We start from the raw sequence: 8,198 nt of genomic DNA, 5'->3' as shown, positions 1-8,198 counted from the left end.
TAATTGGGGAAAGTATTATGCAGAACAGGTGCAGGGTGAAGTAATAGATGAAAACTTGGAAGAAGATGCAGAGAATAAGAAAAAGAAGAAACATACCATATATATTCGTGAGCAGATGAATGATGTTGTGGAAATCGATTTTAATGAGATGGGGCGTTCGAAGCAGACTTCACTTGAGTCTAATGGAAACGTCTATATTTATGTTATGAAGATGCAGTTAGACAATGGATACAAGATGGTATCGGTTTATTTGCATAATAATGATATGTCAGATGGCGATGAAAAAGAATATGAAAAGGTAATGTTCCAAGTGGAGATGCTCATAGCAGATGATTTGATGAGTCCTATTTTTGTACCAGAATATCTCTGTAGAAAAGTTGAATTAGAGGATGAATATTATTATAAAGGCAGACCAGTTTATGCAAGAGGAAGAGGTTGTGCTGCTACTTGGGAAAAGAAAGCAGAAGAGATAAATGCAACTGCTATAAAATCATCATTTATTCCAGATTATGAAATTCCAAGTGTAAGTGCACAGATAGATGATATGCCGGAGCATGCCTTTTCGATGCTTCAGATGGGTTCACCAAAGAAAAAGTCAGAAGTTATTCAGAATCTTCGTACATTGACAGAAATGTATGGAAGTTGGATTACAGATGTATTGACAAACGACGAAGCTATGCATGATGATAAATTTAAGGCAACAGGTCAGACTATTATTGATAAATGCAATGATGCAAATCGTAGGATGAATGATGGAATTGATTTGATTGAAAACAATGATAAGGTATATCAAGCGTTTGTATTTATGAATCAAGCAATGTATTTACAGAGAAGTATTACAGCTTTTTCAAAAGATTATGGTAATGGTATTCCTTGCAGCTTAAGAGATTATATGACTGATATGCCAGAAAAAGGAAGAAAGAAAGATCACAGTGAGTGGAGACCATTCCAGATTGCATTTGTTCTTTTGAATTTGTATGGGATTATGGATGGTGAGTCTCCGGAACGAAATATTGTTGATTTATTATACTTCCCTACTGGTGGTGGTAAGACAGAGGCATATTTAGGGCTGAATATATGATAGCGCAGCATAAGCTCAAAGAAAATCTGTAAACTTGGGTGCTGCCCGTTGTTCTCAATGTTTGCAAGGTAACGCGGGGAAATATACATTTCGTCGCTTACTTTCTTGCGGCTCTCTTTGCGCTCTTTCCGCGCGTTCTTTATTGCTTGCCCAAAAGCCTTGAAGTCGTACTTTTCTACTGGTCTTTTTGCCATATTCATTCACCCAGTTACATTTTACTGTTCCCCTTTCTTCTTGGATATGTCTATATACTTCCTATAACGAACCTAAATAATGCCTATTTCCGCACTTGCTATTATTCGCCATACCGTATATAATTATACTGATAAACTTTGAAGAAAGGACGGGTGGCTTATGGAATATATGTCTTGTGCAGAAGCAGCGGGCAAATGGGGCATTTCAGAAAGACGGGTGCAGAAACTTTGTGAGGGGGAGCGCATACCGGGCGTTTCAAAATTTGGTAGTATGTGGCTGATACCAAAAGACGTGGAAAAGCCAACTGATAGACGCAGAAAGGAGTTTCAACATGAATAATGTTTTAATTATCGAAGATGATAAAGAAATTTGCGTTATGATAAAAGACCATCTGGAAAAGTACAATTATCAAGTCTTCTTCACACTTACTGGTGCAAATGCGATTGAACGTATAAAAGAATTATCCCCAGATTTAATTATTTTAGATTTAATGCTTCCTTTTATCAGTGGAGATGAGTTAATTAGAAATATCAGAAAATTTTCAGACGTACCTGTAATTGTTGTTTCTGCAAAAAGTTTAACATTCAACAAAGTCGAACTGCTACGCTTGGGTGCTGATGACTATTTAACAAAGCCGTTTGATTTGGACGAATTACTAGCGCGAATTGAACGCAATTTGCTAAGAAGTCAAAAAGATACTCCCAATCTTTGTTTGACCTTTGGAGAACTTTCCATTAATACATCTTCAAAAATAGTTACTGTTGCAGACGAAATTATTGTGCTTACAGCAAAAGAGTATCAACTTGTAGAACTACTGGCGAAATATCCTGATAAAGTTTTTTCTAAGCAAAATCTTTATGAAAGTATTTGGCAAGAACCATTTGCAAGGGATAATGATGTCATTAACACACATATAAGTAACTTACGAAAAAATTAAAGGGCGAAGGCTGCCGAATTAAGACCATATGGGGCTTGGGTCACCGATTTGCAAAGTGAGCTTTAGATAATCTTTAGCTTTACCTTTAGATTATTCAAGGAATTGTCTGCGATACTAAATAACAAGAAAGGAGCTGTGAAAAAATGAACGTAACAGTTTTTGAAGCTATCAACATCACAAAAAAGTATCGCAATACACTAGCCCTAAATCAAGTATCTATGTCTGTAATGCAAGGAGATATTTATGGGTTTATCGGAGAAAACGGTGCCGGTAAAACAACAATGATTCGTTTACTAACCGGACTGGCAGAACCTACTACTGGCAAAATTGCTTTATTCGGTGAAAGCAATAAGAAACTTGCAAAGCAGCGTGAGCGCATTGGCTGTATTATTGAAAGCCCTTCTCTTTATCTTGATATGACAGCCTATGAAAATTTGGAGGTACAACGTTTGCAACGCGGTATTCCAGGAAAAGGTTGCATTGATAATGCTTTAGCATTAGTTGGTTTGAAAGATACCGGAAAGAAAAAAGCAAAAGATTTCTCTTTGGGTATGCGGCAGAGACTAGCTCTCGCAATCGCTTTGCTTGGGAATCCTGAATTTCTCGTACTAGATGAACCAATTAACGGACTAGACCCTACTGGAATTATCGAATTAAGAAACTTACTCAAAAGACTAAATAAAGAACGTGGAATCACTATTTTGATTTCAAGTCACATTCTCACGGAACTTCATCAATTAGCAAATAGATATGGTATCTTACATGAGGGGAAACTTTTACAGGAAATTACCGCTACAGAGTTAGACAAACGCTGCAAAAAGCATTTGTTGTTGCAAGTGAATGATGTAGCTGCTGCTAGTGTTTTATTGGAAAGCAAACTGAATACTTCAAATTTTTCTGTTATGCCAGACAAAAGTATTCATCTATATGATTATGTTGAAAATGCCGGAAAAGTATCAGCGTTGCTAAGTGCAAATAATATTACGATTTATCAGTTAGCACAATCTGGAGATAGTCTTGAAACTTATTACACTAATTTGATAGGAGGGTGCCAAAATGATTAACCATTTTAAAGCTGAATTTTATAATACTTCTTGGATGTGTGATAGCACTTCCGATACTGGTGATCGTGCTCAATCTGCTGTCTTCGGCAGATCCTGTGTTTGCAAAGGTCATAAAGGACATATTTGGCAAACTGTTCTTCTCGTGGGATATAGTGAAGATAGTTCTGTTTGCCGCTGTGATATTCCTGTTTGTATATGGATTTATTGTCAAGGCGGGCCGCAGAGATCTCGGTGCAAATGCTCCGAAGGAGGGGCAGTACAATGCAGTGACAGGTATAACTATAACGATAGTGCTCACGGCGTTCTATCTGATATTTGCCGTTGTTCAGATAGTGTATCTGTTCATGAACAGCGCAGGACTTCCGGACGATATGACATACGCAGAGTATGCAAGACAGGGCTTCTTCCAGCTGCTCTTTGTAGCGGTTGTAAATGTGTGTATGGTGCTGATATTTAGTGCTATATTCAGAAAGAGTCTGGTGCTCAACGTGTCACTGCTCATGATGTGCATATGTACATATATAATGATTGCCTCATCAGCTGTGAGGCTGTCCATGTACATTGCGGAATATGATCTAACATACCTCAGAATAAATACCATATGGGCGCTGATAGTCACGTCTATAGTGATGCTCGGTGTTATCATAAGCCTGTTCTGGAGAAATATGCCGCTGTTCAGATACATATTTATGACGGTTCTGGTGATGTTCGCGCTGTATGCATTTATCAGACCTGGCGCAGTGATAACAAAGTACAATATCAGTCAGGCGCACAGTGGAAAGAAGATAGATCTTGAGTATGTGATGGATATAGGTAATGACGGAGTTCCATATCTGATCGATTATTTCAGGACCAAAGACATTACGCCCGAAATGGTCATGGAGGAAGTGATGTCGAAATATAGCGAGGACACCTACTACTGGAGAGACGACACGGTGGGAGAGAGGCTTGAGAAGATGCTTGAGGAGAATGATGACAAGGGCTATATCAGAAGCTTTAACTTCTCCAGATACAGAGCTTCAAAGACTATAGAGGATTATATAAAGTAGTGTAATATAGAATTATAGATCATAATGAAGAAAGCCCCCTGCTTTCGGTTATTTACACCGGAGGCAGGGGGCTTTTCGCCATGTTAAATATTAGTCGTCATCTTCAGGAACATAATGTCTTGATGTGTAATACTCAAATATATCCTCGGACTTGTCGTATGGGAGGAACTGGGATCTCTCTCTTACAACCCACTCGTCTCCGTTGTGGAGAACTTCACCGAATACATAGCAGTTGTTGTGCTTGGCATCCTCACATGCCTTGAATATTGCGTCCTCACGTACATATACCTTTTCGGTATGCTTACATTTGATCAGTGCAAATACGTTGTCCACCTCTGCCAGGCATTGCTTGTGAAGGTTGCCGTTGTAGATGTAGAGGAAGAGGATGATTCGTCCAACGTTCTCACCTCTGTCGAGGTATATGCGCATCTCCTCGTCGATACCTTCCTTCTGGCCGGTTCTGTCATCGCCCTTAAGGACTACAGAATCGCTTCTGCTGTACTTGTGACCCCAGAATACCAGTTCGGGATCAGAGCCGTCATTGTGCTCAACGATCGCTGCAAGGTTGAGGTCATATGTGTCCTCGGATGTAGCGCTCATGATATTGTCTATGGCAATCTTGATCTTTTTCTTGAGGTCGACCTTCTTGGCATCCCAGCCAATGCCGACCGTAAGTTTATTATCACCTTTTACAACATATTCGTTCATATTAAAAACCCCCTTAGATTACAAGAAGAATAATAATGTGTCTATGAAGAATGTAGGTACAAGAATAGCAACTGACCATACGAGGTAGCCTACAAATGAAGGCATCTTGATACCATTTTCTTCTGCTATTGAACGTACCATAAAGTTAGGTGCGTTTCCTATATAAGTGTTGGCTCCCATAAATACGGCACCACAGGAGATAGCCATCAGCATGACCTGAGGAACTACACCCATAGCAGTGCTTATACCTTCTGTAAATCCACTTGAAGCAGCGGTGGTGAAGAATACAAGGTAGGTAGGTGTATTGTCAAGGAAACTTGATAAAAATTCTGTCAATACCAGGGATCTCAAATACACATACATGTGAAAGTGGCTTACCATTTCTGAGACCAACCTCTTTGTTGAGGACACTCTTCAGGAAATCCTTTGTTGAGAGAAGTCCCTTCATATACATGTCAGCCTTATGATCATGAACAAGTTTCACTGCCTTAAGTGAAGCCTCTATATCATCTGGCTCATTTACGATCTCATAACCTGTAAGATCCATACCGATCTGATCTGCGACCTCTCTGATCTTTGCCTCGTCACCCACAAGTATAGCATCTGCGATTCCCTTCTCCTTTGCTGCCTTTACAGCCTCAAGAATAGGCGCATCCTGTGCTACTGCAACTGAAACTGTCTTTCTGCTGCACTGTGAAACCTTTGCCAATAAATCATCAAAACTTTTACTCATCTTTCGCACCTCACGTGATATTTATTATTTATACAAGTCCATTTTGTATGTTATCACTTATAAATCTAAAGGTCAACCACATTGTCCCATGTTATTATTACTGTCATTTTGATTCTCCGGTAAATTTTTTCCTGTAAAATACGATTCCCGCAACCGAAACTACGGCAAAGCACATAAGCAGTATGACCTTCGAAACAGGATCCCGATCTCCGGTGTCCGGCGTATCAGGAGTGTTTGGCGTGTCTGGTGATGGATGTTCTTTTATTTTCTGATTTGTTATGATCACCGGATCATCCATGGTATATTCATTTTTTGATGTGTCTATCTGAGTTTTTTTGTCTGTTTTTCGTAACCCTCTGGGGCAGCTAACTCCTCTATGCTATACGTGCCTCTGGCAAGTCCGTAAAATACAGCCTGTCCATTTTCTTCCGATTCAGCTTTTGCGATCAGAGCACCCCGGTCATCATATATGCCAAACACAGCCCCGGCAAGCGGACTGCCATCCTCCTGATCCGTCTTGAGTATATGCACCATGCCATAGTGATTTTTGACATTTATCACCGATGGCTCATCTGCACTCTCCGGCACGCTTACCGGTATGGAATTTACCCCCGGGTCGGCAATATAACCCTTGGGAGTTCTGGTCTCCTTTATATAATACTCTCCCGGCTCGAGTCCGGTGAATTCTACACTGCCGGCTTTGTCAGTCTTTTTTGTCATGAGCTTTTCATGATCAGATGCCCTGTACAATGTGAACTCCGCATCCGCAAGAGGTGTCTCCAGAATATCATCCGTCTTGTGGACACTTATGCTCCCTCTGATCTTCTCTTTTTCTTTTGTATAAACTGTCTGTGAAGCAAGGTTCACATCCTCATGTGAAGCTACGACCTCTCCCTCATAATCCTCATCCGTAAGCACCTCATAGCAGACAAGAGCCGAACCACTTATGCTGTCAGTCGAAAACCTGAAATTCACATCCACCGTCATCTCCTCTGCATCTGCGGTAAAACATTTCTCTGACGTTGATCCATCTGCCCCAAGCGGTCTGCCCGACTCCTGTGAGACAACGCTTCCGCTCAGTTTGTATCTGTGCCCGATATCCAGCCCTTTCATACTCACCGTGTCCGTGATATCTACAGTTTCCGCATCCGGATCAATGAACTTCGATCCGTCTTCACTGTTCTTCGCTACAGATTCTATCTCCGGCATCCTCTCATCAACTATGTCCCCAAGATCAAGCACGCACTCATCTGAATCTATTTTGAATTTTATCGGAGCAATGCTCTTATACTTTCCCTTATTTGCATCACAACGAAGCTCTGTCAATGTGTACTCTCCGTACGGCAGTGACCCTTTGGTCTTGTCCGGCTTTCCATCCCCAAACCAGATATCATCCGCAGAACTGGAGTATTCGCCATTGGCATCAGTTGTTATCTCCGCAGACTGGGTGCCATCGGAGTTCTCGACGAGGAATCTCACATTTGCGATCGCTGTCCCATCCTCGGCATCCACTTTTTTGAATTTGAAGTCACCTCTTACGACATGGTTCCCGACCACAAGCTCGTAGCCATTTACCAGACGAACAGTGTCGCCATCCTGTTCTATTCTGTCCAGATATATTCCATCTGAAATCCTTATGTTTCTCTCTCAATTCATTTACCTGCCGCTGTGTTAAGCCATCCTTTACCTCGAATACTCCAGTCACGACTCCGCCATTAGTGCAATCCCTACCTTCAAAAGAAAGAAGTCCCTCATCGTTTACTGTTATCTGAATCTCTATCGGTGAACCAGCCGGAAGATCACCTGGAAGTCCAAGAATTGCTGTTCCAAGTTCACGTCCAAAATCTAACTCTACGCTATCCTCATCACTTTCGGTCTCATAAAATACAAGTTCAGCTTCAACCATGTTATCTTCTCTAGTTACAAACTTTTGCATCTGATGTGCTGGTAAATCCATCTTGTTTTTTATAATTGTTTTAATCTTTTTTTCATCACCAACATAAGCTGCAACACCAAAGCTCTTACTTGTTACCATTACTATCTTTATAGTTCTTCCAGATATTTCTGAAATATCTTGATCTGGATCTGGATTCGGATCTGGAACTGGGTCTGGAACTGGGTCTGGATAGTTACCAACGGCTGCACCATATAATGCAGCACCCTTTGCAACAGCCTGATTCGGATCAAATACCAATGGCTCTATACCAAACTCATTGCGCACTGCAACCGGAATCTGTCTCATCATTGTAGATCCACCTACAAGAAGTATCCGTGATATCTCTATATTATCTACACCCAGTTTTCCCTTTGCCTGTTCAAGCATATCCTTTGTGAGCAGAATAGTTCTATCACAAAGATCCTGTGTTGCACTTTCAAACTCTTCAATAGTTACATTATCCTTTACATTGCCAACAGGCAGCCTTAACTGTAA

The 8,198-nt window shown here is 40.8% G+C and carries 9 protein-coding genes and 3 pseudogenes; 5 read left to right on the top strand and 7 right to left on the bottom strand.

The features are described 5' to 3' along the window. Positions 1–1,081 (top strand): annotated as a pseudogene (locus CCU_RS06285) (DISARM system helicase DrmA); the annotation flags it as partial. On the opposite strand, the pseudogene CCU_RS06280 reads toward CCU_RS06285, so the two are convergent. Further along, positions 1,042–1,275 (bottom strand): annotated as a pseudogene (locus tag CCU_RS06280) (helix-turn-helix domain-containing protein); the annotation flags it as partial. The pseudogenes CCU_RS06285 and CCU_RS06280 overlap by 40 nt on opposite strands. Before the next feature lie 160 nt (positions 1,276–1,435). Between CCU_RS06280 and CCU_RS14065 the strand changes: the two are divergent. The 4 genes from CCU_RS14065 (at position 1,436) to CCU_RS06265 (ending at position 4,326) form a co-directional block, all read left to right on the top strand. Further along, entirely contained in the window at positions 1,436–1,615 is a 180-nt protein-coding gene (locus CCU_RS14065) for a helix-turn-helix domain-containing protein (RefSeq protein ID WP_015533991.1), read from the top strand. Beyond that, complete coding sequence (locus CCU_RS06275) at positions 1,608–2,213, top strand: response regulator transcription factor (protein ID WP_015533990.1); 606 nt, start codon at positions 1,608–1,610, stop codon at positions 2,211–2,213. The genes CCU_RS14065 and CCU_RS06275 overlap by 8 nt, the downstream gene beginning before the upstream one ends. A gap of 143 nt (positions 2,214–2,356) precedes the next feature. Continuing rightward, a complete protein-coding gene (locus CCU_RS06270) occupies positions 2,357–3,277 on the top strand; it encodes an ATP-binding cassette domain-containing protein (RefSeq protein ID WP_015533989.1) in 921 nt (306 codons plus the stop codon). A 2-nt stretch (positions 3,278–3,279) separates the two neighbouring features. After that, positions 3,280–4,326 (top strand): DUF4153 domain-containing protein, encoded by a 1,047-nt coding sequence (locus tag CCU_RS06265; protein ID WP_330369942.1) that lies wholly within the window; start codon positions 3,280–3,282, stop codon positions 4,324–4,326. Between the two features lie 90 nt (positions 4,327–4,416). Here CCU_RS06265 and CCU_RS06260 read toward each other — a convergent pair whose 3' ends face one another. The 6 genes and pseudogenes from CCU_RS06260 to CCU_RS06235 all read right to left on the bottom strand — a co-directional run. Then, positions 4,417–5,034 carry a TerD family protein gene (locus tag CCU_RS06260; protein WP_015533988.1) on the bottom strand — a complete coding sequence of 206 codons (618 nt, stop codon included), beginning with the start codon at positions 5,032–5,034 and terminating at the stop codon, positions 4,417–4,419. Positions 5,035–5,052: 18 nt separating this feature from the next. After that, positions 5,053–5,367 (bottom strand): annotated as a pseudogene (locus CCU_RS06255) (sodium:proton antiporter); the annotation flags it as partial. Further along, a complete protein-coding gene (locus CCU_RS06250; RefSeq protein ID WP_015533986.1) occupies positions 5,342–5,767 on the bottom strand; it encodes a phosphate acyltransferase in 426 nt (141 codons plus the stop codon). The pseudogene CCU_RS06255 and the gene CCU_RS06250, both read right to left, overlap by 26 nt. Before the next feature lie 103 nt (positions 5,768–5,870). Beyond that, a complete protein-coding gene (locus tag CCU_RS06245) occupies positions 5,871–6,053 on the bottom strand; it encodes a hypothetical protein (RefSeq protein ID WP_208896045.1) in 183 nt (60 codons plus the stop codon). A gap of 35 nt (positions 6,054–6,088) precedes the next feature. Further along, positions 6,089–7,324 carry a SpaA isopeptide-forming pilin-related protein gene (locus CCU_RS06240; protein ID WP_208896044.1) on the bottom strand — a complete coding sequence of 412 codons (1,236 nt, stop codon included), beginning with the start codon at positions 7,322–7,324 and terminating at the stop codon, positions 6,089–6,091. Next, the coding region (locus CCU_RS06235) for an Hsp70 family protein (protein ID WP_208896043.1) at positions 7,296–8,198 on the bottom strand (903 nt) is incomplete at its 5' end. The genes CCU_RS06235 and CCU_RS06240, both read right to left, overlap by 29 nt.

The organism is Coprococcus sp. ART55/1, assembly GCF_000210595.1.
GTDB classification, from domain to species: Bacteria; Bacillota; Clostridia; order Lachnospirales; family Lachnospiraceae; genus Coprococcus; species Coprococcus aceti.
This window is presented reverse-complemented; position numbering and strand designations above follow the sequence as displayed.

Bases quoted from the DNA above. Each gene is read 5' to 3' on its own strand.
- CCU_RS06250 (WP_015533986.1), bottom strand. From the start codon at position 5,767: ATGAGTAAAAGTTTTGATGATTTATTGGCAAAGGTTTCACAGTGCAGC.
- CCU_RS06260 (WP_015533988.1), bottom strand. From the start codon at position 5,034: ATGAACGAATATGTTGTAAAAGGTGATAATAAACTTACGGTCGGCATT.
- CCU_RS14065 (WP_015533991.1), top strand. From the start codon at position 1,436: ATGGAATATATGTCTTGTGCAGAAGCAGCGGGCAAATGGGGCATTTCA.
- CCU_RS06275 (WP_015533990.1), top strand. From the start codon at position 1,608: ATGAATAATGTTTTAATTATCGAAGATGATAAAGAAATTTGCGTTATG.
- CCU_RS06270 (WP_015533989.1), top strand. From the start codon at position 2,357: ATGAACGTAACAGTTTTTGAAGCTATCAACATCACAAAAAAGTATCGC.